Annotated in this window: 27 protein-coding genes and 1 pseudogene; 10 read left to right on the forward strand and 18 right to left on the reverse strand. The window is 52.5% G+C overall.

Annotated features, from left to right (window positions below; translation table 11 throughout):
- Positions 1-110 precede the first annotated feature (110 nt).
- Both AC07NP_RS15925 and AC07NP_RS15930 read left to right on the forward strand, forming a co-directional pair.
- Positions 111-959, forward strand: coding sequence for a MurR/RpiR family transcriptional regulator (locus tag AC07NP_RS15925; RefSeq protein WP_494661039.1), 849 nt, complete (start codon positions 111-113; stop codon positions 957-959).
- Between the two features lie 55 nt (positions 960-1,014).
- Entirely contained in the window at positions 1,015-1,275 is a 261-nt protein-coding gene (locus AC07NP_RS15930) for a YfhL family 4Fe-4S dicluster ferredoxin (RefSeq protein WP_162379139.1), read from the forward strand.
- 12 nt (positions 1,276-1,287) lie between these two features.
- Here AC07NP_RS15930 and acpS read toward each other — a convergent pair whose 3' ends face one another.
- The 12 genes from acpS to rseD form a co-directional block, all read right to left on the reverse strand.
- Positions 1,288-1,668, reverse strand: a complete 381-nt coding sequence (gene acpS, locus AC07NP_RS15935) for a holo-ACP synthase (RefSeq protein ID WP_203360382.1) — start codon at positions 1,666-1,668, stop codon at positions 1,288-1,290.
- Positions 1,668-2,399 carry a pyridoxine 5'-phosphate synthase gene (gene pdxJ / locus AC07NP_RS15940; RefSeq protein WP_494661040.1) on the reverse strand — a complete coding sequence of 244 codons (732 nt, stop codon included), beginning with the start codon at positions 2,397-2,399 and terminating at the stop codon, positions 1,668-1,670. The genes acpS and pdxJ overlap by 1 nt, the downstream gene beginning before the upstream one ends.
- Positions 2,400-2,410: 11 nt before the next feature.
- Positions 2,411-3,139 (reverse strand): DNA repair protein RecO, encoded by a 729-nt coding sequence (gene recO, locus AC07NP_RS15945; protein ID WP_494661052.1) that lies wholly within the window; start codon positions 3,137-3,139, stop codon positions 2,411-2,413.
- A gap of 132 nt (positions 3,140-3,271) precedes the next feature.
- Positions 3,272-4,177 carry a GTPase Era gene (gene era, locus AC07NP_RS15950; RefSeq protein ID WP_494661041.1) on the reverse strand — a complete coding sequence of 302 codons (906 nt, stop codon included), beginning with the start codon at positions 4,175-4,177 and terminating at the stop codon, positions 3,272-3,274.
- Positions 4,174-4,854, reverse strand: coding sequence for a ribonuclease III (gene rnc / locus AC07NP_RS15955; RefSeq protein ID WP_162379144.1), 681 nt, complete (start codon positions 4,852-4,854; stop codon positions 4,174-4,176). The genes era and rnc overlap by 4 nt, the downstream gene beginning before the upstream one ends.
- 224 nt (positions 4,855-5,078) lie before the next feature.
- On the reverse strand, positions 5,079-6,053 hold the full coding sequence (gene lepB / locus AC07NP_RS15960; protein ID WP_192613105.1) for a signal peptidase I: 975 nt from the start codon (positions 6,051-6,053) through the stop codon (positions 5,079-5,081).
- 15 nt (positions 6,054-6,068) lie between these two features.
- On the reverse strand, positions 6,069-7,868 hold the full coding sequence (lepA, locus tag AC07NP_RS15965; RefSeq protein ID WP_494661042.1) for a translation elongation factor 4: 1,800 nt from the start codon (positions 7,866-7,868) through the stop codon (positions 6,069-6,071).
- 195 nt (positions 7,869-8,063) lie between these two features.
- Positions 8,064-8,543: a SoxR-reducing system protein RseC gene (gene rseC / locus AC07NP_RS15970; RefSeq protein WP_494661043.1), complete on the reverse strand. Its 480-nt coding sequence runs from the start codon at positions 8,541-8,543 to the stop codon at positions 8,064-8,066.
- Entirely contained in the window at positions 8,540-9,493 is a 954-nt protein-coding gene (rseB, locus tag AC07NP_RS15975; RefSeq protein ID WP_203360377.1) for a sigma-E factor regulatory protein RseB, read from the reverse strand. The genes rseC and rseB overlap by 4 nt, the downstream gene beginning before the upstream one ends.
- On the reverse strand, positions 9,493-10,143 hold the full coding sequence (gene rseA, locus AC07NP_RS15980) for an anti-sigma-E factor RseA (RefSeq protein WP_162379149.1): 651 nt from the start codon (positions 10,141-10,143) through the stop codon (positions 9,493-9,495). Before rseA ends, rseB begins: the two co-directional genes overlap by 1 nt.
- Before the next feature lie 31 nt (positions 10,144-10,174).
- Positions 10,175-10,750 carry an RNA polymerase sigma factor RpoE gene (rpoE, locus tag AC07NP_RS15985; protein WP_000003307.1) on the reverse strand — a complete coding sequence of 192 codons (576 nt, stop codon included), beginning with the start codon at positions 10,748-10,750 and terminating at the stop codon, positions 10,175-10,177.
- Positions 10,747-10,902: a rpoE leader peptide RseD gene (rseD, locus tag AC07NP_RS15990; RefSeq protein WP_203360376.1), complete on the reverse strand. Its 156-nt coding sequence runs from the start codon at positions 10,900-10,902 to the stop codon at positions 10,747-10,749. Before rseD ends, rpoE begins: the two co-directional genes overlap by 4 nt.
- Before the next feature lie 272 nt (positions 10,903-11,174).
- On the opposite strand from rseD, the gene nadB reads away from it, so the two are divergent.
- The gene (nadB, locus tag AC07NP_RS15995) at positions 11,175-12,797 is read left to right on the forward strand and encodes an L-aspartate oxidase (protein ID WP_494661044.1); all 1,623 of its coding nucleotides are present in this window, start codon (positions 11,175-11,177) and stop codon (positions 12,795-12,797) included.
- Here nadB and trmN read toward each other — a convergent pair.
- Positions 12,782-13,519: a tRNA(1)(Val) (adenine(37)-N(6))-methyltransferase TrmN gene (gene trmN / locus AC07NP_RS16000; RefSeq protein WP_494661045.1), complete on the reverse strand. Its 738-nt coding sequence runs from the start codon at positions 13,517-13,519 to the stop codon at positions 12,782-12,784. The two genes, nadB and trmN, sit on opposite strands and share 16 nt — an antisense overlap.
- A 131-nt stretch (positions 13,520-13,650) precedes the next feature.
- On the opposite strand from trmN, the gene srmB reads away from it, so the two are divergent.
- The gene (gene srmB, locus AC07NP_RS16005) at positions 13,651-14,985 is read left to right on the forward strand and encodes an ATP-dependent RNA helicase SrmB (RefSeq protein WP_203360373.1); all 1,335 of its coding nucleotides are present in this window, start codon (positions 13,651-13,653) and stop codon (positions 14,983-14,985) included.
- Positions 14,986-15,002: 17 nt separating this feature from the next.
- Here srmB and AC07NP_RS16010 read toward each other — a convergent pair.
- Together AC07NP_RS16010 and grcA are read right to left on the reverse strand one after the other, a co-directional pair.
- A pseudogene (locus AC07NP_RS16010) lies at positions 15,003-15,152 on the reverse strand (LysR family transcriptional regulator); the annotation flags it as partial.
- Between the two features lie 115 nt (positions 15,153-15,267).
- On the reverse strand, positions 15,268-15,651 hold the full coding sequence (gene grcA, locus AC07NP_RS16015) for an autonomous glycyl radical cofactor GrcA (protein ID WP_494661046.1): 384 nt from the start codon (positions 15,649-15,651) through the stop codon (positions 15,268-15,270).
- 317 nt (positions 15,652-15,968) lie between these two features.
- On the opposite strand from grcA, the gene ung reads away from it, so the two are divergent.
- Positions 15,969-16,658 carry a uracil-DNA glycosylase gene (gene ung, locus AC07NP_RS16020; RefSeq protein ID WP_203360372.1) on the forward strand — a complete coding sequence of 230 codons (690 nt, stop codon included), beginning with the start codon at positions 15,969-15,971 and terminating at the stop codon, positions 16,656-16,658.
- 96 nt (positions 16,659-16,754) lie between these two features.
- Here the strand turns inward: ung and AC07NP_RS16025 are convergent, their stop codons facing one another.
- Positions 16,755-17,834 carry a tRNA/rRNA methyltransferase gene (locus AC07NP_RS16025; RefSeq protein ID WP_203360371.1) on the reverse strand — a complete coding sequence of 360 codons (1,080 nt, stop codon included), beginning with the start codon at positions 17,832-17,834 and terminating at the stop codon, positions 16,755-16,757.
- Positions 17,835-18,048: 214 nt separating this feature from the next.
- Between AC07NP_RS16025 and trxC the strand changes: the two genes are divergently transcribed.
- From trxC to AC07NP_RS16050, 5 genes are all read left to right on the forward strand, one after another.
- Positions 18,049-18,468, forward strand: coding sequence for a thioredoxin TrxC (trxC, locus tag AC07NP_RS16030; protein ID WP_192613116.1), 420 nt, complete (start codon positions 18,049-18,051; stop codon positions 18,466-18,468).
- 69 nt (positions 18,469-18,537) lie between these two features.
- Positions 18,538-19,236 carry a tRNA-uridine aminocarboxypropyltransferase gene (tapT, locus tag AC07NP_RS16035; protein WP_494661047.1) on the forward strand — a complete coding sequence of 233 codons (699 nt, stop codon included), beginning with the start codon at positions 18,538-18,540 and terminating at the stop codon, positions 19,234-19,236.
- Between the two features lie 35 nt (positions 19,237-19,271).
- Positions 19,272-21,932, forward strand: coding sequence for a bifunctional acetate--CoA ligase family protein/GNAT family N-acetyltransferase (locus tag AC07NP_RS16040; protein ID WP_494661048.1), 2,661 nt, complete (start codon positions 19,272-19,274; stop codon positions 21,930-21,932).
- Between the two features lie 114 nt (positions 21,933-22,046).
- A complete protein-coding gene (gene pssA, locus AC07NP_RS16045) occupies positions 22,047-23,402 on the forward strand; it encodes a CDP-diacylglycerol--serine O-phosphatidyltransferase (protein ID WP_203361226.1) in 1,356 nt (451 codons plus the stop codon).
- Between the two features lie 44 nt (positions 23,403-23,446).
- Entirely contained in the window at positions 23,447-23,770 is a 324-nt protein-coding gene (locus AC07NP_RS16050; RefSeq protein WP_494661049.1) for a YfiM family lipoprotein, read from the forward strand.
- On the opposite strand, the gene kgtP is transcribed toward AC07NP_RS16050, so the two are convergent.
- A complete protein-coding gene (gene kgtP, locus AC07NP_RS16055) occupies positions 23,767-25,065 on the reverse strand; it encodes an alpha-ketoglutarate permease (RefSeq protein WP_494661050.1) in 1,299 nt (432 codons plus the stop codon). The two genes, AC07NP_RS16050 and kgtP, sit on opposite strands and share 4 nt — an antisense overlap.
- Positions 25,066-25,186: 121 nt before the next feature.
- Positions 25,187-25,376 (reverse strand): hypothetical protein (locus tag AC07NP_RS16060; RefSeq protein ID WP_494661051.1); only part of this gene is annotated, 190 nt, incomplete at its 5' end.

Here is a 25,376-nt window from a genome sequence, read left to right on the forward strand (position 1 = left end):
CTCCTCAGGAATTTTTAATTCATACTAATTGCCTATAATGGAATATTATATTCATTCAGGCGAGTGAAATTTGTGTCGCTGTCGCCATCACGTTTTCGCCAGGAGAACCCATGAACTGTTTGAGCCGTATTCGTCAACGTTATCCCCATCTCGCCCAAAGCGACAAGAGGCTTGCGGATTATCTTCTTTCGCAACCGGATAACGCACGGCATCTCAGTTCGCAGCAGCTTGCCGCCGAAGTGGGCATCAGTCAGTCCAGCGTGGTGAAATTCGCGCAAAAAATGGGATTTAAAGGATTTCCGGCACTGAAACTGGCGATCAGCGAAGCGCTGGTGAGCAATCCGAATCCTCAGTCAGTTCCCGTCCACAATCTGATCCGTGGCGATGATCCTATGCGTCTGGTGGGCGAAAAGCTGATTAAAGAAAATGTGGCGGCGATGCACGCTACGCTCGACGTCAACAGCGAAGAAAAGCTGATCGAGAGCGCGACGATGCTACGTCGCGCCCGGCGGATTGTCCTGACCGGGATTGGCGCTTCAGGCCTGGTTGCGCAAAACTTTGCCTGGAAGCTCATGAAAATAGGCTTTAATGCTGTCGTCGAGCGCGATATGCACGCCCTGCTGGCGACGGTTCAGGCGCTCTCTTCAGAGGATCTGCTGCTGGCCATCTCCTACACGGGTGAACGCAGAGAGCTTAATCTGGCGGCAGATGAAACATTGTTGGTGGGAGGGAAAATCCTGGCCATCACCGGATTTACGCCTAACGCATTGCAGCAGCGCGCCACACATTGCCTGTATACCATTGCAGAGGAGCAGGCCACCCGTAGTGGGGCTATTTCATCCACGCATGCTCAAATGATGCTCACTGATGTGCTTTTTATGGCGTTGGTACAACAGGATTTGGAACACGCTCCGGGACGTATCAGACACAGCGAGGCGCTGGTAAAAAAACTGGTCTGAGCAAAGAATGCGCGTATAATGCCCGCCCGATTTGTGATGTTTTGAGAGTATCCTGATGGCGCTGTTAATCACCAAAAAATGCATCAATTGCGATATGTGCGAACCGGAATGCCCAAACGAGGCCATTTCCATGGGCGATGCTATCTATGAGATTAACAGCGACAAGTGTACTGAATGCGTTGGCCATTACGACACGCCAACCTGCCAGAAAGTATGCCCGATCCCGAATACGATTCTGAAAGATCCGGCACACGTCGAAACGCAGGAGCAGTTGTGGGATAAGTTTGTCCTGATGCACCACGCGGACAAACTCTAAAACGGCCCTTGCTTAACTCTCGATAATCACCGTGGCGCAGGCGTAGTGTCGTTCATCGGCCAGCGTGACGTGCATACTGGCAACACCGAGGGTTTCCGCCAGCTTCAACGCCTCCCCCCACAACCGCAAACGCGGCTTGCCGAGTTCATCGTTAAACACTTCAAACTGGTTAAACGCCAGACCGTTGCGAATTCCGGTGCCGAAGGCTTTTGCCGCCGCCTCTTTTACCGCGAAACGTTTGGCGAGAAAACGCACCGGTTGTTGGTGCGTTTCCCAAATGGCCCATTCATTGTCGCTGAGCACTCTTCTTGCAAGACGATCGCCTGACCGAGAGATAACCGCCTCAATACGAGCAATCTCTACAATATCCGTGCCCAAACCCAGGATCGCCATTAGCCACGCGCTTCCAGCATCAGACGCTTCATTTCAGCAATCGCCTCTTTCAGGCCGCTCATCACCGCACGTCCGATAATGGCATGGCCGATATTCAGCTCGTGCATTTCCGGCAACGCCGCGATGGCTTTCACGTTGTGATACGTCAGACCATGACCCGCATTCACTTTCAGCCCCAGACCGGCCGCAAAGGTCGCCGCCCTGGCGATACGCGCCAGCTCCTGCGCCTGTTGAGCGTCGGTTTTGGCATCCGCATAGCAGCCGGTATGAATTTCAATGTAGGGTGCCCCAACCTCTGCGGCGGCTTTGATCTGAGCTTCATCGGCATCAATGAACAATGATACGAGGATCCCTGCATCTGCCAGACGTTTACAGGCATCGCGCATTTTGTCGCGCTGACCTGCCACATCCAGACCGCCCTCAGTAGTGACTTCCTGGCGTTTTTCCGGCACCAGACAGCAAAAATGCGGCTTCGTCTCAACGGCAATCGCCAGCATCTCTTCCGTCACCGCCATCTCCAGGTTCATGCGAGTATCCAGCGTCTGGCGCAGAATACGCACGTCACGGTCAGTGATATGGCGGCGATCTTCACGCAGGTGCACGGTAATACCGTCGGCACCCGCCTGTTCGGCAATAAATGCAGCCTGTACCGGGTCCGGGTATGCGGTGCCACGCGCATTACGCAGAGTAGCAATGTGGTCAATGTTGACGCCTAACAGTAATTCAGCCATGACAATCCTCGTTAATCGTTATTCGTTTTCACTGCGCGTTTTGGCATAAATTGCCGGAAGAGCTCCCGGCTTTTTAACGGCTTACCTCCAAGATACGGCTTTAGCGCCATACGGGTAAAGCGTTTCGCTGCGCGCAATGTATCAACATCAGGAAATTCTCTTGCTTCAAGCGCCTTCAGATGTCGTCCGGTGAAGGTGTTGTTATCAATCACGACGCTGGCAATGAACCCTTTCTCTTCGCGATAGCGATACGTCATGGTGTCATCCACCAACTCACCGCTGCCAGCACAATGCGTGAAGTCCACCCCATAACCCAGGTGACCGAGCAACGCGAGCTCAAAGCGACGCAGAGCGGGTTCGGGAGTCCCCGTAGCACCTGCCAGTGTTTGTATGCAGTTCAGATAATCAAAAAAGAGTTCAGAAAAGCGCGTCTCGTACTCAAGTACACGAGAAACCAGTTCGTTGATGTAGAGACCACTGTAAAGCGTGATACCGCTGAGAGGAAGCGCCAGGGAGACGGCTTCTGCGCTGCGTAAGGTTTTCACCTCACCGCGACCGCCAAAGCGAAGCAGGAGCGGCGTGAAAGGCTGTAAAGCGCCTTTCAGATTAGAACGTTTGGAACGTGCGCCTTTGGCGACCAGACGCACGCGACCTGACTCTTCCGTGAAGACGTCCAGCATCAGGCTGGTTTCGCTCCACGGACGGCTGTGCAATACGAATGCGCGCTGCCAGCCTTCCATCATACTCGTCGCCTTTCAAGTTGCAGGTGCGTTGGCCGCGTCCGTTCACCCCAGTCACTTACTTGAGTAAGCTCCTGGGAATTCACGGCCTTGCCGCCTTCCTGCACCTCGAAAGTCATAGAGTATGCAATATTAGAGATCGTCGCCATAGCCGAGACTGCGCAGCGCGCGCTCGTCGTCGGCCCAGCCAGATTTCACTTTCACCCACAGTTCCAGGTGTACTGGCGCTTCAAACATGTCCTGCATATCTTTACGCGCTTCAATACCGATGGTTTTGATTTTGGCCCCTTTGTTGCCAATGACCATCTTCTTCTGCCCTTCACGCTCAACGAGGATCAGCCCATTGATGTCGTAGCCGCCGCGTTCGTTAGTAATGAAACGTTCAATCTCAACGGTAACGGAGTACGGCAGCTCAGCACCCAGAAAACGCATCAGTTTTTCACGGATGATTTCCGAAGCCATAAAGCGCTGGGAACGATCGGTGATGTAATCTTCCGGGAAGTGATGGATGGCCTCCGGCAGGTGTTTACGCACGATGCCCGCAACCGTATCCACGTTCATACCGGTTTCCGCAGACATCGGCACAATATCGAGGAAATTCATCTGGCTCGCCAGGAATTGCAGGTGCGGCAGTAAATCCGCTTTTTCCTGCACGTTATCCACTTTGTTGACTGCCAGGATAACCGGAGCTTTACCGTCGCGCAGTTTGTTCAGCACCATCTCATCGTCTGGCGTCCAGCGGGTGCCTTCTACAACGAAAATGATCAGTTCAACGTCGCCAATAGAGCTACTCGCCGCTTTGTTCATCAGGCGGTTAATGGCGCGTTTTTCTTCCATGTGCAAACCCGGGGTATCGACATAAATAGCCTGATACGCCCCTTCGGTATGGATACCGACAATGCGGTGACGTGTGGTTTGCGCCTTACGGGAAGTAATTGAAATCTTCTGCCCAAGCAGATTATTCAACAGGGTAGATTTGCCTACATTCGGGCGACCGACGATGGCAATAAATCCGCAATAGGTTGTATCGATGCTCATTCCAACTCCAGTTTTTTCAACGCCTGTTCGGCGGCAGCCTGCTCAGCCTTACGACGGCTTGAACCTGTGCCTACCACCGGTTCACTCAGGCCGCTGACCTGGCAGTGGATAGTAAATTCCTGATCATGCGCTTCACCACGCACCTGTACCACCAGATAAGACGGTAACGGCAGATGACGACCTTGCAAATATTCCTGCAAACGCGTTTTCGGATCTTTTTGTTTATCGCCCGGGCTAATTTCATCCAGACGGCTTTGATACCAGTTAAGGATCAGTTTCTCGACGGTCTGAATATCGCTGTCGAGGAATACGCCACCAATTAACGCTTCTACGGTATCGGCCAGAATAGATTCACGACGGAAGCCGCCGCTTTTCAATTCACCCGGCCCCAAACGCAAGCATTCACCCAGATCAAACTCACGGGCTAATTCCGCAAGTGTGTTACCACGCACCAGCGTGGCGCGCATACGGCTCATATCCCCTTCGTCCACACGTGGGAAACGGTGATATAGCGCATTAGCGATGACAAAGCTCAAAATAGAGTCGCCTAAAAACTCTAAACGCTCGTTATGTTTGCTGCTGGCACTACGATGGGTTAATGCCTGCTGCAACAGCTCCTGATGAGTAAAAGTGTAGCCCAGCTTCCGTTGAAGCCGATTAATTACGATGGGGTTCATGCGATACCAATAAATGAATGCGTCAACAATCCAGCACACGAAACAGACCTGTATTTGAAACCAATGCTGTTTCGTGTGCCGTGGCGACCAGACGGCGCCAACCTTAAACTTCGGGGGAATATTCTATACACAACGACAAAGGATGTCGTTAGTCTGGGGGAATTTATCCAATAAATAATTCATGTTGTCGCCATTACGACGACAACATGAACATTTATCAGGAATTAATGAATACCGCCGATACGGCTTAAACGCACGCCGGTAGGCCATTCACCTTCTTGTTTATCAAAACTCATCCAGATCGCCGTCGCTTTACCGACCAGGTTTGCTTCCGGTACAAATCCCCAGTAACGGCTGTCCGCGCTGTTATCACGGTTATCACCCATCATGAAGTATTGTCCCGGCGGCACAATCCAAGTAGCCAGTTGCTGACCTGGCTGCTGGTAATACATCCCGACCTGATCCTGTGCGATTGGCACGGTCAGGATCCGGTGTGTTACCTCACCCAGCGTCTCTTTGCGCTCAGTCAGACGAATACCGTTATCTTTGGTTTCGTTCAACGGCACTTCAAAGAATCCACTGCTGGCTTCGCCTGCGTTACGACGGGCAAACGTCTGAACGAAATCGCTCGGCTGAACATTGGAATAGGTTACCGCCAGCGCATTTTCACATGCCTGGCCTGAACTGCACCCTGGCTGAATGGTGACTTCTTTCGCTACCGGATCGTACGAGACTTTATCACCCGGTAAACCGACAGCGCGTTTGATGTAATCCAGACGCGGATCTTCCGGGTATTTAAAGACCACGATATCGCCACGTTTAGGATGACCGGTTTCAATCAAGGTTTTCTGGTAAATCGGGTCTTTAATTCCATAGGCGAATTTTTCCACCAGAATAAAGTCACCGATTAACAGTGTCGGCATCATCGAACCTGACGGGATCTGGAAGGGTTCATAGATAAATGAACGCACAACCAGCACAATCGCCAGCACCGGAAACACCGACGCGCCGGTTTCCAGCCAGCCGGGCTTAGGTGCCACTTTTTTTAGCGTGGCTTTGTCCAGCGACTCATTGACAGCGGCCTGTGCCGCTGCCTGACGCTCCCGACGTTTTGGCGCGAAGATAAACTTATCCACGCACCATAAAATGCCCGTCACCAGTGTGGCAATCACCAGAATCAGGGCAAACATATTCGCCATGCCAACTCCTTAGGGTTATTTGCTGTCTTTACCGACATGCAGAATGGCGAGAAACGCTTCCTGAGGCAGCTCTACGTTACCGATCTGCTTCATTCGTTTTTTACCTTCTTTCTGCTTCTGCAGCAGTTTTTTCTTACGGCTGATATCACCGCCATAGCACTTCGCCAACACGTTCTTACGCAGCTGCTTCACCGTCGAGCGCGCAATAATGTGCGTCCCAATCGCGGCCTGGATAGCGATGTCAAACTGCTGGCGCGGGATGAGCTCTTTCATCTTCTCAACCAAATCACGGCCACGGCTTTGCGAATTGCCACGGTGAGTGATCAACGCCAGCGCATCAACACGCTCGTTGTTAATCAACACGTCAACACGAACCATGTCCGATGCCTGGAAGCGTTTAAAGTTATAGTCTAGCGAAGCGTAGCCACGAGACGTTGACTTCAGACGGTCGAAGAAGTCGAGCACCACTTCCGCCATCGGGATTTCGTAGGTCAGCGCAACCTGGTTACCGTGGTATACCATGTTGGTCTGTACGCCACGCTTCTCGATACACAGCGTGATAACGTTGCCCAGGTAAGCCTGCGGCAGCAGCATGTGACATTCTGCGATCGGCTCGCGCAACTCATAAATGTTGTTCAGCGGCGGCAGTTTGGATGGGCTGTCGACATAGATAGTTTCTTTGCTGGTCGTTTCGACTTCGTAAACAACGGTCGGCGCGGTGGTGATCAGATCCAGATCGTATTCACGTTCCAGACGTTCCTGAATGATCTCCATGTGCAACAGCCCCAGGAAGCCACAGCGGAAGCCGAAGCCCAGCGCCGTTGAGCTTTCCGGCTCGTAGAACAGAGAAGCGTCGTTCAGGCTCAGTTTACCGAGCGCATCGCGGAAGTTTTCGTAATCGTCTGAACTGACCGGGAACAGACCCGCATAAACCTGCGGTTTAACCTTTTTAAACCCTGGCAGCGCTTTATCCGCCGGGTTACGCGCCTGCGTCAGCGTATCGCCAACCGGTGCGCCGAGGATGTCTTTAATCGCACAAACCAGCCAACCTACCTCGCCGCATTTCAGCTCAGTGCGGTCAACCTGCTTCGGCGTAAAGATGCCCAGACGGTCTGCGTTGTAGACCTGCCCGGTGCTCATCACTTTAATCTTGTCGCCTTTACGCATGGTGCCGTTTTTAATACGCACCAGCGAAACAACGCCAAGATAGTTATCGAACCAGGAGTCGATGATCAGCGCCTGCAGCGGGCCTTCCGGATCGCCTTCCGGCGGCGGAATATCACGCACCAGACGTTCCAGAACGTCGGTCACGCCCACGCCGGTTTTCGCCGAGCAGCGCACGGCGTCAGTGGCGTCGATGCCGACAATATCTTCAATCTCTTCTGCCACACGTTCAGGATCGGCGGCAGGTAAGTCAATTTTGTTAAGGACCGGAACCACTTCCAGATCCATTTCCATGGCGGTATAGCAGTTCGCCAGGGTTTGTGCTTCTACACCCTGTCCGGCGTCAACCACCAGCAATGCACCTTCACACGCCGCCAGTGAACGGGAAACTTCATAAGAGAAGTCAACGTGGCCAGGGGTGTCGATAAAGTTAAGCTGATAGGTTTCACCATCAGATGCTTTGAAATCGAGCGTCACGCTCTGCGCTTTGATCGTAATACCGCGCTCACGCTCAAGATCCATCGAGTCGAGAACCTGCGCTTCCATTTCACGGTCAGACAGGCCACCGCAGATCTGGATAATACGGTCAGACAGCGTCGATTTACCGTGGTCGATGTGAGCTATGATTGAAAAGTTACGTATGTTCTTCATATAGTGTAATTATTGTGCCTTACGCCTGGTTCGACAGGCTTTGAGAAGTCGCTGTTCTGAGCTTAACGTCTGTTTAAGTGAAACGCCGCATTCTACACTACAACGCTGAGGCGAGGAAATGTTCATAGAGCAAGGATAGCGGGAACTGGAAACAACATCGCTTTTGCAATGCAAAATACAACAAAGCCAGTGAAATCACTGGCTCGTTTCGGCTGGAGGGGTCTCGACGCGGAGCATTCCCGGCGGTAAGGCAACGTTCAGAATCACCGGTTGCCAGGCTTCTCGCTTTGCCAGTTTGCGGGAGAAACCACGCGCAATCAAAAATCCCCCGACCCCGCCTAATATCGCACCGCTCAATGAAGCCATATCTGAGCCGAACAAGACCTGAAACAGGGAAGCAAACAGAAAAAGTCCAGCCAGCGGCGACAGGTATACCAACATCGCTGACCCCAGCAGGCTACCTTCGGCAATACCCAGTTCGACTTTCTGCCCTGGGACCAACGGTTCAGCACTCGGTACCACAATCGTATGCGTCGTTTGTGGTCCCAGTTTATTCAACACCCGAGTGCCGCATCCCGCACGGGAAGCGCAGCTACTGCAGGATGCCTTAACATCACAACTCACCCTCGCCTGACCATCCTGCCAGGAGACAACCGTTGCCCACTCTTTGATCATTTCGCAGCCCTGAACTTAATGTTGTCTGCAATGCGTTTGGCGGTTTGCGGCGGAAGTTCACCCACAACGGTGATTTCTGCGTTGTCACGCACGCTGGTGCTTACCGTTCTACGCCCGGTACGCAGCAGTTGATCGGTGCTGGCTTGCGTCGCACGGTTAACGTTCACCGAGAAACTGAACAACCCATCGGAGTACAGACGGGACTCAATTGGCATTTCCATAGTCGGAATCGGGCGTCGGCTACTGGATATTTCGCTGAACCCTTGCGGAAGCCAGGATGGGCTCCAGTTGAAGTTAGTCTTTTCCCCCGCCGGAACAGAAAGCAGAGGCGGCAGATTAGCTTTTGCCAGGGCCTGCATCGTATTACCGATATCATTATTCACGTTAAAGGCGATCACGCGGAATTGTTCCAGCGTTTCGCCATCGCGATCCAGGAGATCAACCCTCATCGGTAATCGGGTCTCTGCGTCCATCCAGACGATGTAGCTATAGCGAGTACCATCACGCGCAACAACACGGATCACTTCGCACAAACGGTCAGCGATACGCGTTTTCCCGACAGAGATAAAATCATAAAAGGGAGCGAGTCGCTTAAAGTCGGTATAGACCAGAGAAGGCAGGGAATCAACGATGTAGTCACCGTTTAAGGTGAACGGCTCGAGCCCAGGCTCGAAATAGCTGATTTCGTTTCCACGCTGGACGACTTCCCGGCGCGGGCCATCCAGTTGCAACAATTGTGCAAGCGGACGGTTATCGAGGCGCGCATGCCGATAACGCAGAGACTCAACGCCTTGTTTATTGATGCTGACGAATGACAGCTCGTAGGTGAGTGACTGGCTGGCCAGATTCATCTGCTGCAACAACGCCCCGGACGCAGGGTTGGCCGAGGCGTTAGCAGAAAAGAACAGGCTACCTGTCACAAGTGACATGGCAAACCAAAGTTGCTTCATTACTGCGATTGCGTTCCTAAAGTTTGAATTCCTGGCACCTGCACAGCGGCTTGCTGTGTTTGCGCCTGCTCAAACTGAAGCTGTTCGGAGTGCAGTCGACGTTGCAGTTCGTAATCCTGCAGCATGGCATTGATACGACGACGCTGCTCCTGTACCTGCTGTTGCTGGCCACCGCTGGCCGTTGCATCAGAAGGTACCCCCAGACTCACCGGGCTCGCCTTACCCATCATTGGTAAGGTATTGAATACCGGCGTTTCAGGCTGCTGGGACGTTTCAGATTGTCCGTTATAGTGCTGGACGCCAACAATAACTGCAAGCGATACGCATGCCGCTACGCCCATTTGGGTGAGTTGCGCCGCCCACGGACGCATTTTCTTCCAGAAAGGCATTTTTTGCCACTGGTGCGGTGCGGGTTGGGCTTCAGGGATCAACGGCGTCGCCTGGCGTACGGGCTCGCTTTCAATCGCGGCCATAACGCGCGCGGAAATATCGAAATGGAGAACATCAGCTGTGTCTCCGCGCATGGAATCGCGGATCAGGTGATAACTCTCCCATGTTTTCTGCATTTCCGGGTCATGAGTCAGCGCTTTAAGCAGCTCATTATCCAGCGTTTCGCCATCCATTAAAGCGGAAAGTTTCTCTTTCTGCATGCCTAATACCTTTTCCAGTATCCCGCTATCGTCAACGCCTGATAAGCGGTTGAACTTTATTATCAATAGCTTCCCGCGCTCGGAAGATACGAGAACGCACCGTACCCACCGGACAATCCATGATAGCGGCTATCTCTTCATAGCTTAGGCCATCTAGCTCCCGCAAGGTAATTGCCATGCGTAAATCTTCCGGGAGGGACTCAATAGTTCGGAAAACTATCTGTCTCAGCTCTTCTGACAACATTAAGTTCTCAGGGTTCGAAATTTCTTTCAGCGCACCGCCACTTTCGAAGTTTTCTGCTTCAATCGCATCCACATCACTGGATGGCGGGCGGCGCCCCTGAGCGACCAGGTAATTCTTAGCTGTATTGACTGCAATTCGATATAGCCAGGTATAAAAAGCACTATCTCCCCGGAAAGAATCCAGCGCGCGATAGGCCTTAATAAATGACTCTTGCACCACATCGGGAACATCGCCCGACGGCACATAGCGGGAAACCAGACTCGCCACTTTATGCTGGTAGCGTACCACCAGTAAATTAAAGGCTTTCTGATCTCCCTTCTGGACCCGTTCAACCAGGACCTGGTCCGTTAACTGCTCGCTCATCCGAGGTAAAGTCTCCCCAAACCAAATTTCCACGCGCTCTCGAAACGCCACTCCATCAGCTGCACTATGAGCAAGCAATGGGTTAGAGTGTCAGAGTTTCGTAAAGTTCCGTTACGCATTTGTTTTTGTTTGTCATGTTGTAGACAGGTCATTATCTCTCATTATAAGTCTACAGAGTCTGAACAACGCACTATCTGTTTAGAAATGCCCATTTAGTCGCTTGCAGAGTAACCCAACAGCGCCTTTATTTCATCACATAATCTGGCGCTAACGACCTGCTTCGCAAAATATTTTCCCTATTCTACCGCTCACTGTCTTATCCTTTCATGTTTAGTGGTTGCAACGAATTTAAAATAAAACGTGCTGTAAAGCACAGTGTGGTGCTATGCTGACCAAACACTGTTTAGTAAATTAAACAAACGCAATGAATACGATTCCTGAACTTTCCTGTGACGTGTTGATTATTGGCAGCGGTGCTGCCGGACTCTCTCTGGCACTACGCCTGGCTGAAAAGCATCAGGTCATTGTCCTGAGTAAAGGACCGGTCAGCGAAGGCTCGACATTTTATGCGCAAGGCGGTATTGCCGCCGTTTTCGATGAGACCGACAGTATTGACTCCCACGTCGAAGATACGTTGGTTGCAGGCGCCGGTATTTGCGATCGCCACGCGGTGGAGTTCGTCGCCAGCAATGCCCGCCCATGCGTTCAATGGCTGATTGATCAGGGCGTCCTGTTTGACACCCACGTTCAGGCTAATGGGGACGAAAGCTATCACCTGACCCGTGAAGGTGGACATAGCCATCGCCGCATTCTGCATGCTGCCGATGCCACCGGCAAAGAAGTCGAAACCACGCTGGTCAGCAAGGCGCAAAACCATCCTAATATCCGTGTTCTGGAACGCAGCAATGCCGTTGATTTAATTATCTCCGACAAAATCGGCTTGCCGGGAACCCGGCGAGTGGTTGGCGCATGGATCTGGAATCGTAATAAAGAAGCCGTCGAAACCTGCCACGCCAAGTCGGTTGTACTGGCAACGGGCGGGGCATCAAAGGTGTATCAATACACCACCAACCCGGATATCTCCTCGGGTGATGGTATTGCTATGGCCTGGCGCGCCGGATGTCGCGTCGCCAACCTCGAGTTTAATCAGTTTCACCCCACGGCGCTGTATCACCCACAGGCGCGAAATTTCCTGCTCACCGAAGCGCTGCGCGGCGAAGGGGCGCACCTTAAACGACCTGACGGCACACGATTTATGCCGGACTTTGATGCGCGTGGCGAACTGGCCCCACGCGATATTGTCGCCCGAGCCATCGATCATGAAATGAAGCGTCTTGGCGCAGATTGTATGTTCCTCGACATCAGTCATAAACCCGCTGAGTTTGTCCGTCAGCACTTCCCGATGATTTACGAAAAGCTGTTAGGCCTGGGGATTGATCTCACCAAAGAGCCCGTGCCCATCGTTCCTGCCGCGCACTACACCTGCGGCGGCGTCATGGTGGACGATTTTGGTCGCACCGATGTCGATGGTCTGTATGCGATCGGAGAAGTGAGCTATACCGGTCTGCACGGCGCAAACCGCATGGCCTCTAATTCACTGCTGGAATGCCTGGTCTACGGCTGGTCAGCGGCTGAAGATATTGACCGCCGCATGCCCTATGCCCGTGGCGTTAATCAACTCCCGGCTTGGGATGAAAGTCGCGTTGAGAATCCGGATGAATTGGTGGTCATTCAGCATAACTGGCACGAATTGCGCCTGTTTATGTGGGACTATGTCGGTATTGTCCGCACCACAAAACGTCTGGAGCGCGCCCTGCGCCGCATCACCATGCTGCAACAAGAGATCGACGAGTATTACGCCAATTTCCGCGTGTCGAACAATTTACTGGAACTGCGTAACCTGGTGCAGGTGGCTGAACTTATCGTCCGCTGTGCGATGCAACGTAAAGAGAGCCGGGGTTTGCATTACACGCTGGATTATCCCGCCTTGTTGCCTGAATCCGGCCCGTCGGTGCTCTCTCCATTAAGCACTCACATAAACAGATAAAAAGCCTGGGTCAGTGCCGTGTAACTTTCAGAGTAACGCTGGTCTGACCCACGGATCACCATCCGGTCGCTAAAACACTCTCCGGCCTGCGGAGAGAACGCCAACAGCACCCGATGCGGCAAGCGAGCTTCCGTTTCCGCAACGTCGGTCCGCAGTCGCAAATGCCAGCCCATGCTTAACGCCTGTTGCGTGAATGTGTTGCCAATGTGTTCTGGCAGCACAACGCAAAAGAATCCCTCTTCCGTGATGCACTCCGTGGCATTGGCCAGCAACGTCTGGTGATCCAGCGTCGTGGTATAACGCGCCTGTTCACGCTGAGGTGTGGCGCATTCCACCCCCTGCTCATAATAAGGAGGATTACTGATGATCAGATCGAAACGAACGGTCTGACGAGGAACCCATTGCACAACGTCTTCGCAGTGTACCGTCACGCGATGCGCCCACGGTGACTGTAAAATATTTTCCTGCGCTTGTTCGGCGGCGGCGGCGTCCAGTTCTACAGCATCAATGATGACGCTTTCGTCAGTACGCTGCGCTAACATTAGCGCCAGCAGCCCACTACCCGTACCAATATCAAGGACTCGCTTTACACCCGCGACTGGCGCCCAGGCACCTAAGAGAATGCCGTCAGTTCCCACTTTCATCGCGCAACGGTCGTGCGCCACAAAAAACTGCTTAAAAGTAAATCCATTACGACGGACGACGGATGTAGACTGGGGCATGAAAACACAACCTTGCAGGAAAAACGGCAATAGCACCGAGTGAAAACAATACCTGAGAAGCGATATCCATACAAACAGATGAAGATTGCAGCCGTAACGTCTATAATCAGCGCCCCACACAGAGGTAGAACATGACTGTAACGACTTTTTCCGAACTTGAACTCGATGAAAGCCTGCTGGAAGCACTCCAGGATAAAGGTTTCACTCGCCCGACCGCCATTCAGGCTGCCGCCATTCCGCCTGCGCTCGATGGCCGTGATGTCCTCGGTTCTGCGCCAACAGGCACCGGTAAAACGGCGGCATATCTGCTGCCAGCGTTGCAGCACCTGCTCGACTTCCCGCGCAAAAAATCCGGTCCGCCGCGAATTTTGATTCTGACGCCGACCCGCGAACTGGCGATGCAGGTTGCCGATCACGCCCGTGAACTGGCGAAAAACACCCATCTGGATATCGCAACCATCACCGGGGGCGTGGCATACATGAACCACGCAGAAGTGTTTAGCGAAAACCAGGACATCGTGGTCGCCACCACCGGTCGCCTGTTGCAGTATATTAAAGAAGAAAACTTCGACTGCCGCGCCGTCGAAACCCTGATCCTCGACGAAGCCGATCGTATGGTGGACATGGGTTTTGCTCAGGATATTGAACATATCGCTGGGGAAACACGCTGGCGTAATCAGACGATGCTGTTCTCCGCTACGCTTGAAGGCGAAGCCATTAAAGATTTTGCTGAGCGCCTGCTGAAAGAACCGGTTGAAGTCTCTGCCACGCCTTCCACTCGCGAGCGTAAAAAGATCCATCAATGGTACTACCGCGCCGATAATTTAGAGCATAAAGTCGAACTGCTGAAGCACCTGCTAAAACAAGACGATGCCACACGTACTATCGTGTTTGTGCGTAAGCGCGAGCGCGTACACGAACTTGCCGGGATGCTGCGCACCGCAGGGATCAACAACTGCTATCTCGAAGGCGAGATGCCGCAGATCAAACGTAACGAAGGCATTAAGCGACTCACCGACGGTCGCGTAAACGTACTGGTTGCCACCGACGTTGCCGCGCGCGGTATCGATATTCCTGACGTGAGTCACGTCATTAACTTTGATATGCCGCGCAGTGGTGATACCTATCTGCACCGTATCGGTCGTACAGGCCGCGCCGGTCGCAAAGGTACCGCCATTTCTCTGGTCGAAACCCACGATCACCTGCTGCTGTTAAAGATTGGTCGCTACATTGAAGAACCGCTGAAAGCGCGTGTCATTGATGAACTTCGCCCGACAACGCGTGCGCCGAGTGAGAAACTGACCGGCAAACCGTCTAAAAAAGTGCTGGCTAAACGCGCTGAGAAGAAAAAAGAGAAAGACAAAGAGAAGCCACGCGTGAAGAAACGTCACCGTGATGCTAAAAATATCGGTAAGCGTCGCAAGCCTGCCAACGCGGGTACGCCACCGCAGAAGAACGAAGAGTAAAAGAATCGCCGGGTTATTTAGCCCGGCATTTTTTTATCTCCAGCTGAAAAACACGCCTCAACACACTCCATAAAAATCTGCATCGCCGGGCTGACGGCTTTCCCCGCATGGTGCGCGCACAACGCCATGATTGAAGGCGGTGTCGTGTCGAATGGCAGTTCTTTAATGCTGTTGGCCTACTACGCAGTGCGGATTTTTTACTGATGGAATGCAAAAAGCGGAAGATGCGCTTGCATCCTCCGCTTTTGATTATCGGATTACTGGGGGATTCCCCCGTGAGCCTTACAGGCTCTCAGTAAAGGTACGAGCGATAACGTCGCGCTGCTGTTCTGGCGTCAGAGAGTTAAAACGCACAGCATAGCCAGAAACACGGATGGTCAGCTGCGGATATTTTTCCGGATGCTTAACCGCATCTTCCAGTGTTTCGCGACGCAGAACGTTAACGTTCAGGTGCTGACCACCTTCCACACGAACTTCCGGTTGCACGTCTACCGGAACTTCACGGTATTCGATTTCGCCCAGTTTGCTGACGGCAACGACTTCGTCTGCAGTGAAACCTGCTTTCGCAACGATGCAGCGTGCTTCGCCTTTTTCGCTGTCCAGCAGCCAGAAAGAGTTCAGCAGGTCGTCGTTAGCAGCTTTAGTAATCTGGATACCTGTAATCATGTGATGCCTCCCCGGCAAAATTAATTGATTTCGGCTGGCCTATCGCGGCCAATTGGTAAAACCATTGTTGCTTGAGTGTATATATACCCCTCACACACCCTTGATTCTTTGATTTAAATCAACAAAAACCACACCACAAAAAGGGTAATGGGTGGATTTTATTGTTTTACATCAACTTACACACCACGCATCGATAAACTTTTTACATGAATTTTCAACATTCTTTAGGCGAATCCTGGCTTTGCGGCATGCAGAATTTTGCGCCGTAGAAAGAAGCAGTTAAGCTAGGCGCATTGAAAAATTCGCAGGAGAGCGAGATGGCCACCGAATTAACCTGGCATGACGTACTGGCTGATGAAAAGCAGCAGCCTTACTTTGTTAACACGCTACATACCGTCGCTGGAGAGCGTCAGTCAGGAATGACGATTTATCCACCGCAAAAGGATGTCTTCAATGCATTTCGCTTCACTGAACTGGGTGATGTTAAAGTCGTGATTCTGGGGCAAGACCCCTATCATGGACCCGGCCAGGCGCACGGTCTTGCCTTTTCAGTGCTTCCCGGGATCGCCCCGCCTCCGTCGCTGTTAAATATGTATAAAGAGCTGGAGGCTTCAATACCTGGCTTTACGCGCCCCACGCATGGTTATCTGGAAAGCTGGGCCCGTCAGGGTGTGCTGCTGCTCAATACCGTTCTAACCGTGCGGGCGGGCCAGGCGCATTCACACGCCAGCCTCGGCTGGGAAACGTTCACCGATAAAGTCATCAGTCTTATCAATGAACATCGGGAAGGGGTGGTCTTTTTACTCTGGGGTGCGCACGCGCAGAAAAAAGGCGCCATTATTGACACCCAGCGCCATCACGTGTTGAAAGCGCCACATCCGTCGCCGCTGTCCGCGCATCGTGGTTTCTTTGGCAGCAATCACTTTGTTCTGACAAATCAGTGGCTGGAACAGCGTGGCGAAAAGCCAATTGACTGGATGCCCGTGGTACCGGAGAAGAGTGAATAACCTATTGCAGGTTGTGAGCCCGGTAAGCATCGCGCCACCGGGCACATCGCCGGATGGCAGCGCAAGCGCCTTATCCGGCTAACACACAAAGCGCAATTACGCTTTGTTTTGACGCCACCACTCAGCAAGCAACACACCTGTCGCCACTGAGACGTTGAGCGTGTCAACATTACCCGTACCGTCAATCGCAACGCACAGGTCGTCTGCGGAAAGCGCTGCTTCCGGCAAAGCGTCGCGTTCACGACCTAGCACCAGCACCATTTTCTCAGGCAGTGCGGTCGCAAACAGCGGTTTACCCTGAGCACTGGACGTCGTGACCACGGTGTAACCCGCCTGACGGAAATCATCCAGCACGTCAACCAGGCTGTCGCCCGTGATAGGTTGCACATGCTCTGCGCCACCTTCAGCAGTACGGATCGCCGCACCAGACTCCAGCAGCGCGGCATCCTGCACCACGACGCCTTTTACGCCAAAGTGCGCACAGCTACGCATCATTCCACCGAGGTTATGCGGGTTAGCAATATCTTCCAGCGCCAGCACACAATCCTGTGCCCCCGCCTGACCTACCCACTGTTTAACCGTCGTACCATTGCGTTTTTTGATCAGGAAACAGACGCCGCCGTGGTGTTCCGTACCAGAGGCTTTCGCCAGTTCCGCTTCGTCAACCACGTGATAGGCTTTGCGGTTTGCCGCCATCCAGCGTAGCGCTTCTTTAAAACGCGGGGTCACGCTCTGAATAAACCAGGCGCGTACAATCGCATCCGGACGGCTCTGGAACAGAGCCTGACAAGCATTCTCGCCGTAGACGCGGGTCTCTTCCGCACGTTGGCGACGCAATACTTCAGGATCGATAAAACTTTTGCCGCTGATTCCGCCGTGATCGGCTTTTTCCGTCGTGTCATCGCTCGGGGCACGGGAAACCGTACGCCACGGTGAGTCTTCACGTTTACGGTCGCGTTCAACATCGCGGTCACGACCACGTTCACGGCCGCGTTCACTGTTCGGGCCTTTTCTGTCATCACGGGCAGGGCGACGACCGCCTTCGGCTCGGGAAGTACCGGGGCGACCGCCGCCTTTACCAGTACGTGGATTTTGAGTGCGTTTATCCGAGTCATCATCACTGCGGACGTACATCACTTTGACCTTGCCGTTTTTGTTCTTCAGTTCGTCGCTCATTTCATTTCTCCACCTGCGCTGCGCGAAGCGCGCAGATTACCTGATGTGTCATCGGTTAGCCATTATTTCATTTAAAAGCTAATGACTATTGTACTCATCGAATAAAACACATTGTTGTTTAAAACAGTCTCCCCGATAATATGTAACATAATAGAAACATACCGACGTGGACGTGATTGTCGGGAAGTCTACCCTACTCTTCCAGAGGTTAGTTATGAATACCGTTTGTACCAGCTGCCAGGCTATCAACCGCATTCCCGATGATCGTATTGAGGAAGCGGCAAAATGCGGACGCTGTGGTCACGACTTGTTTGATGGAGAAGTGATTAATGCGACCGGTGAAACGCTGGATAAACTGCTGAAGGACGATCTTCCGGTGGTGGTTGATTTCTGGGCGCCGTGGTGCGGCCCATGCCGTAATTTTGCCCCGATCTTTGAAGATGTCGCCGAAGAGCGTAGCGGCAAAGTTCGCTTTGTAAAAGTGAATACGGAAGCGGAACGTGAACTGAGCGCCCGTTTTGGCATTCGCAGTATCCCAACCATCATGATTTTCAAGAAAGGCGAAGTTGTCGATATGCTGAATGGCGCAGTGCCAAAAGCCCCTTTTGATAGCTGGTTGAACGAATCGCTGTAATCTCATCGGGGCGCATCTTGTGCCCCGTTTTCACCTCTGCGACAATAGCGTTTTTCAACGCATTCTCCCATGACTGATAACGCTGTACTCCAGTTACGCGCCGAACGCCTCGCGCGCGCCACACGTCCTTTCCTTGCCAGAGGTAACCGCATTCGTCGCTGTCAACGATGCCTGCTGCCATTGAAACAGTGTCTGTGCGACACGCTAACGCCTTCTCAGGCAAAAAGCCGCTTTTGTCTGGTGATGTTTGATACCGAGCCGATGAAGCCCAGCAATACGGGGCGTTTAATTGCGGATATTTTACCCGAGACCACTGCGTTTCAATGGTCGCGCACTGAACCGCCACAGGCACTGCTCGATCTGGTAAAAAACCCGGATTATCAACCGATGGTGGTGTTCCCGGCTTCCTATGCGGGTGAAGAGCGCGACGTGATATTCACGCCCCCGACAGGCAAACCGCCGCTGTTTATTATGCTCGACGGCACCTGGCCGGAAGCGCGTAAAATGTTTCGTAAGAGCCCTTATCTCGACAACCTGCCGGTGATTTCAGTCGATCTGTCACGGCTTTCGGCTTATCACCTGCGCGAAGTCCATGCTCAGGGACAATACTGCACCGCCGAAGTGGCTATTGCGCTGCTGGATCTGGCTGGTGACGCCAACGCAGCAAGCAGCCTGGGTGAGCATTTCTCCCGCTTTAAAACGCGTTACCTGGCAGGAAAAACGCAACATCAAGGGAGTGTCACAGCAGACTTATCAGAAAGCGTTTAAAATCATTCGGTCACTGGTGCCATAAGGAAGCCGATATGAGTCAGCGTGGTCTGGAAGCGCTACTGCGACCAAAATCTATTGCGGTGATTGGCGCGTCAATGAAGCCCCATCGTGCGGGTTATCTGATGATGCGCAACCTGCTGGCCGGAGGGTTCAACGGCCCCGTCCTGCCGGTGACGCCCACCTGGAAGGCCGTTTTAGGCGTTCTTGCCTGGCCAGATATTGCCAGCCTGCCTTTTACGCCCGATCTCGCGGTTCTTTGTACCAATGCCAGCCGCAATCTTGCTCTACTGGAGGCTCTGGGAGAGAAAGGGTGCAAAACCTGCATTATCTTGTCGGCACCAGCGTCTCAGCATGCAGAGCTTCAGTCCTGCGCCCGCCGTTTCAACATGCGGCTGCTTGGCCCGAATAGTCTGGGATTACTGGCGCCCTGGCAGGGCTTGAACGCCAGTTTCTCGCCTGTGCCCATTAAGCGCGGCAAACTCGCGTTTATTTCGCAATCAGCGGCAGTCTCCAATACCATTCTGGACTGGGCGCAGCAGCGGGAAATGGGCTTTTCCTACTTTATCGCGCTAGGCGACAGTCTGGACATTGATGTCGATGAATTGCTGGACTACCTTGCCCGAGACAGCAAGACCAGCGCGATCCTGCTTTATCTTGAACATTTAAGCGATGCCCGGCGCTTTGTCTCTGCTGCCCGTAGCGCGTCGCGTAATAAACCGATTCTGGTCATTAAAAGCGGTCGTAGTCCGGCGGCTCAGCAATTACTCAACACCAGCGCGGGAATGGACCCCGCATGGGATGCCGCGATTCAGCGTGCGGGGTTGCTGCGCGTCCAGGATACCCACGAACTCTTCTCTGCGGTCGAAACCTTAAGCCACATGCGCCCACTGCGCGGTGACAGACTGATGATCATCAGTAATGGCGCAGCCCCTGCCGCCCTGGCGCTGGATGAGCTTTGGTCACGTAATGGCAAGTTGGCCACGTTGAGTGAAGAGACATGTAGCAAACTGCGAGAAGCGCTGCCTGACCACGTCAACATCGCTAACCCATTGAATCTGTGTGATGACGCCAGCAGCGATCATTTTGTCAAAACGGTAGACATTTTGCTGGCCAGCCAGGATTTCGATGCGTTGATGGTGATCCACTCCCCCAGCGCCGTCGCCCCGGGAACCGAAAACGCTCACGCGCTGATTGAAGCGGTGAAGCATCATCCCAGAGGGAAATACGTTTCGTTGCTGACCAACTGGTGTGGCGAATTCTCCTCTCAGGAAGCCCGTAAATTATTCAGCGAAGCGGGACTGCCCACCTATCGTACGCCGGAAGGCACTATTACGGCCTTTATGCACATGGTTGAATACCGCCGGAACCAGAAACAACTGCGGGAAACGCCAGCACTGCCGACGAACCTGACGTCAAATACGACCGAGGCGCACAAGCTACTGCAGCAGGCCATTGATGAAGGTGCAACGTCACTGGATACCCATGAAGTTCAGCCTATTCTACAGGCCTACGGCCTGCAGACGTTGCCGACCTGGATTGCCAGTGACAGTGCGGAAGCCGTGCATATCGCGGAACAAATCGGCTATCCGGTGGCGTTAAAACTACGCTCTCCGGATATTCCGCATAAGTCTGAAGTTCAGGGGGTAATGCTGTACCTGCGTACGGCAAATGAAGTTCAGCAGGCCGCCAATGCCATATTTGATCGCGTAAAAATGGCCTGGCCGCAGGCGCGGATCCACGGCCTGTTGGTACAAAGCATGGCCAACCGTGCGGGTGCACAAGAGTTGCGTGTAGTGGTGGAACACGATCCGGTCTTTGGTCCTCTGATTATGCTTGGCGAAGGTGGCATGGAGTGGCGCCCTGAAGAGCAGGCAGTTGTTGCGCTGCCGCCGCTAAACATGAACCTGGCGCGCTATTTAGTGATTCAGGGAATAAAGAATAAAAAAATCCGCGGTCGGAGCGCGCTACGTCCGCTGGATGTCGCAGGTTTAAGCCAGTTGCTGGTGCAGGTGTCGAACCTGATCGTCGATTGTCCGGAAATTCAGCGTCTGGATATCCATCCGCTGCTCGCATCTGCTGACGAATTCACGGCGCTTGATGTGACGCTGGATATCGCCCCTTTCAAAGGCGATAACGAAAGCCGGCTTGCTGTACGTCCGTATCCGCAGCATCTCGAAGAGTGGGTAGAGATGAAAAATGGTGAACGTTGCCTGTTCCGCCCTATCCTCCCTGAGGATGAACCGCAGCTTCAGCAGTTCATTTCCCAGGTCACAAAAGAAGATCTTTATTATCGTTATTTTAGCGAGATCAACGAATTCACTCATGAAGATTTAGCCAACATGACCCAGATCGACTACGATCGGGAAATGGCGTTTGTCGCCGTACGTCGTCATGACAGCACCGAAGAGATCCTCGGCGTCACGCGCGCGATCTCCGACCCGGATAATATTGATGCTGAGTTTGCTGTACTGGTGCGCTCAGATCTCAAAGGATTAGGTTTGGGACGTCGATTAATGGAAAAATTGATTGCTTATACTCGGGATCACGGACTGAGACGCCTCAATGGTATTACGATGCCAAACAATCGCGGCATGGTGGCACTGGCCAGAAAGCTCGGTTTTGAGGTTGATATCCAGCTCGAAGACGGAATTGTTGGGCTAACGCTTAATCTTGCCCAGCATGAGGAATCGTGAGTAAGGTACTGGAAATGTTGACCACTTTAATGGGTACTGATGTTATCATTGCCCGCTTATGTCGTCTGCATAGTACAGAGGACCCTTCAATGAACAGAGAAGAAATGCACTGTGATGTTGTCAAAATTTAAGCGTAATAAACATCAACAACACCTTGCCCAACTACCTAAGATTTCTCAGTCAGTTGATGATGTAGATTTCTTTTATGCTCCCGCTAATTTCAGGGAGGCTCTGCTGGAGAAAATAGCCAGCGCGACACGACGTATTTGCATTATTGCCCTGTATCTTGAACAGGATGATGGCGGCAAAGGCATACTCGACGCGCTTTATGCGGCTAAACGGCAGCGTCCCGAGCTGGATGTCCGGGTGCTTGTCGACTGGCATCGTGCGCAGCGTGGGCGTATTGGCGCAGCAGCGTCCAACACCAACGCTGACTGGTATTGCCGAGTGGCGCAAGAAAACCCCGGTATTGAGATTCCCGTCTACGGCGTACCGGTTAACACGCGGGAAGCGCTTGGTGTCCTGCATTTTAAAGGCTTTATTATCGATGACAGCGTCATCTATAGCGGCGCCAGCCTGAACGATGTTTATCTGCATCAACATGATAAATACCGTTACGACCGTTATCAGCTCATTCGCAATGCGCAAATGGCGGACATCATGTATGAGTGGGTCACTCAGAATTTGATGAACGGCCGTGGCGTGAACCGCCTGGATGATATGCATCGTCCGAAAAGCCCTGAGATTAAAAATGACATTCGTTTGTTCCGCCAGGAGCTACGCGATGCGTCATACCATTTCCAGGGAGATGCCGATAACGAGCAACTGTCCGTGACACCCCTGGTCGGATTAGGGAAATCCAGTCTGCTGAACAAGACGATTTTCCATCTTATGCCGTGCACGGAGCAAAAGCTCACTATCTGTACACCGTATTTCAACCTGCCTGCAGTTCTGGTGCGCAGCATTATTCAGTTACTGCGTGATGGCAAAAAGGTCGAGATCATTGTCGGTGATAAAACGGCGAACGACTTTTTCATCCCCGAGAATGAACCGTTCAAAATCATCGGCGCGCTTCCTTATCTTTACGAGATTAACCTGCGTCGCTTCCTGAGCCGTCTGCAATATTACGTTAATACCGATCAACTCGTTGTGCGCCTGTGGAAGGATGACGACAATACCTATCATCTGAAAGGGATGTGGGTCGATGACAAATGGATGCTCATCACCGGTAACAACCTGAATCCTCGGGCCTGGCGCCTGGATCTTGAAAACGCGATATTGATCCACGATCCAAAACAAGAGTTAGCACCTCAGCGTGAGAAAGAGCTGGAGCTTATCCGCACGCATACCACGATTGTTAAGCACTATCGTGACCTGCAGAGTATTGCCGACTACCCCGTTAAAGTCCGCAAGCTAATCCGTCGACTACGCCGCATTCGAATCGACAAATTAATTAGCCGTATTCTGTAAACAAAACCCCGTCCAGTGACGGGGTTTTTCCTGTGGAGGTGTCGGTGCGCTTCTTTATCCTTATCGTTGTTCTGCTTCTTACCGGTTGTAGCCATATGGCGAATGACCGCTGGAGCGGACAGGATAAAGCGCAACATTTTATCGCTTCTGCCATGCTCTCAGCCGCAGGAAATGAATACGCTCAACGCCAGGGAATGAGCCACGATCGCAGTGCCGCATTCGGTCTGATGTTTTCCGTCAGCCTCGGTGCATCAAAAGAATTATGGGACATCCGCCCCGAAGGAAGCGGCTGGAGCTGGAAAGATTTTGCCTGGGATGTCGCCGGCGCGACCACAGGTTACGCCGTCTGGCAAATGGCTCATGACTAAAGACGCAGACCTTTGCCTTTACGGTGCAGCATCAATGAAACAAAAAATGCCACGACAGCCATAGCCGTAACGTACCAGAAGAATGACGTCTCCATACCAATGGACTTCAGCGACAACGCAACATATTCAGCAGACCCCCCGAATAACGCATTCGCCACGGCATAAGAAAGACCAACGCCTAACGCACGCACCTGTGCCGGGAACATCTCAGCTTTCAGAATCCCGCTAATTGAGGTGTAGAAACTCACAATAAGTAACACGCACATGACCAGTCCAAATGCGGCATAAGGCGAAGTGACATTCTGTAATGCTGAGAGAATCGGCACAGTAAAAATAGCGGCCAGAGAGCCAAAACATAACATCGATGTCCGTCGCCCGATTTTATCCGATAGCGCGCCAATCAAAGGCTGAATAAGCATAAAAACGAACAATGCTGCCGTCATAATTCCGCTCGCCACATTGGCATGCATTCCGGCGGTATTGACCAGATACTTCTGCATATACGTTGTGAAGGTGTAAAAACAGAGCGAACCAGCGGCCGTAAAGCCTAGCACCATCATGAACGCTTTACGGTTGCGCCATAATCCCTTCAACGAACCCGCCTCTTTCAGAGCACGCGTTTCTTGCTGAGAAGTTTCATCCAGTTGGCGACGTAACCACAACGCGACAATCGCCAATGCCGCACCCAACGCAAAGGGTATACGCCAGCCCCATGCTCTTAGATCGGCATCATCCAGCGTTTGCTGGAGAACCACAACAACCAACAATGCCAGAAGTTGTCCGCCGATCAACGTGACATACTGGAATGAGGCATAAAACCCTTTACGGCCTTCTACGGCCACTTCACTCATATAGGTTGTACTGGTTCCGTACTCCCCGCCAACAGACAAGCCCTGAAACAAACGAGCCAGTAACAAAAGAGCCGGAGCCCAGGTGCCAATGGTCTCATAGCCGGGTAAGCAGGCGATCACGAGCGATCCCATACACATCATACAAACCGACAATAGCATCGATTTTTTACGGCCGTGTTTATCGGCAATGCGACCAAGTAACCATCCACCGATAGGACGCATCAGGAACCCTGCGGCAAAAACGCCGGCAGTTTGCAAAAGCTGAGTCGTCGTATTTCCTGATGGGAAGAAAATGTGGGCGAAGTAGAGAGAGCAGAACGAGTACACATAGAAATCAAACCATTCGACCAGATTCCCGGATGATGCCCCCACAATAGCCCATATGCGACGACGGGTATCACTGTCAGTCAGTGACCCGTTCGCAGTTACACTGCTTTCAGTCATTAGAATTGTACTCCTGCCAAGGATCCAACCGAAAATATCGGCGCTTATTATTGTCACTTGAAGTGAATAAAATGTTATATAATTGTTATATATAAATATGTGACAGGAATCTAGCTTTTAATTAGCAGGCCAACGATTTAGAGGTATAAGCCAGAGCAGGATCGACTAACCCGTATACCGGATCTGGTCTGAGAAACGCAGCGCCATCCGGCATTTTCCGCAGACCACAGACGCAAAAAAGCCCATCCGTCAGGATGGGCTTCTTCACTTGTTTGATGCCTGGCAGTTCCCTACTCTCGCATGGGGAGACC

It is taken from the genome of Citrobacter sp. GW821-FHT07H02, assembly GCF_059418505.1.